This window comes from Bacillus sp. GMs2/2 (assembly GCF_050172095.1).
Classification (GTDB): Bacteria; Bacillota; Bacilli; order Bacillales; family Bacillaceae_G; genus Bacillus_A; species Bacillus_A cereus.
In genome coordinates, this window is sequence record NZ_JBNLYE010000726.1 from 1 (window position 1) to 1,125 (window position 1,125).

Here is a 1,125-nt window from a genome sequence, read left to right on the forward strand (position 1 = left end):
GTATATCTGTTGATGATGATATTATCAGTAGTTTAAATCAAAATTTATCAATTATGAAAACCTACTTCCATACAGTCAAAAATCAGAAATACGGTTTAGCTTATTGTGGTATTACAATTATCCCGCCTGAATCATTAGCAATTTTCTATGAAACAGTTACATCCTCAAAGTTCTTCAGAAAATCTGATGAGCTGAATGAGTTAGCTTCAAAAATTGTACAAGCTGCAGCAGAACAGAAGTACATGATCCATTATGGGGTTTAAATGTAATTCAAAAAATGCTTAGGATTTCTCCGAAGCATTTTTTGTATGTTACTAATACATTTATTCCTTAACCATTTAGTCAATGCTTGAGCCTATGGACCCATCTTTTACAAGTGAGGGCGCCCATATTAATCTAAATAAGCGTCTCATTTCCAATCTTCCAGCTAAACCATCTCCCGTGCCCTTCTGTTTCTCCAACCGTTTCACGATATTCGTTTCCGTTAATATAATAATCAATATGAAGGTCACGATCCCACATGTTGTTATACAGGTGGAATACATCACGTTTTGCGCCAATTTCTTGTATTTGTTTTTCTAACTTATGTTTTACTTGTTCTTGTATTTGATTTGCGACGTGTGTATGGAAAATACAAATAACAGCTTCTTCACTTATTTGTTCAATAATAGATGATAATAGCTCTACACCGTCTCCTTCTATTAATTGGACAGATTCATTTTTCACTAAAGATGCAGCTTGATCAAACATCTCAAGCCTTTCTTTATGTTCTGGCCAAATTAAAGCACGTAACCATAAATAATCTTCCTCATTATGTAAATCATTCACATGTAAGTCCAGTCCGATTCTTTCTACGACAGATGGGCTTTCTTTTAGAAAATGCGGTACATTCTTCCCTCTTATTTCAGAAGTTACATGCACATTTGAATTTATATTTCCGTACATTTCATCCGTCCCGTACGAATAACGATATTGGTCCCAGAACAGTTGCAACTCAGAACTTGTCCCAATTTCAATTAACGCTAACGGCTTCTTCACTTTGTTAAATATGTAGCAGAAACTTGGGTATAAGTATGCGCACCGTCTTACTTCATTTGTTTGAACGAGTTTTGTTTGTAACAAAGT

Annotated in this window: 2 protein-coding genes; one reads left to right on the forward strand and one right to left on the reverse strand. The window is 34.8% G+C overall.

What is annotated here, in order from left to right; genetic code table 11:
- On the forward strand, positions 1–263 hold a 263-nt coding region (locus ACQGS6_RS29045; protein WP_426966077.1), incomplete at its 5' end, for a short-chain dehydrogenase.
- A gap of 133 nt (positions 264–396) precedes the next feature.
- On the opposite strand, the gene ACQGS6_RS29050 is transcribed toward ACQGS6_RS29045, so the two are convergent.
- Positions 397–1,125 (reverse strand): DUF2332 domain-containing protein (locus tag ACQGS6_RS29050; protein WP_426966078.1); only part of this gene is annotated, 729 nt, incomplete at its 5' end.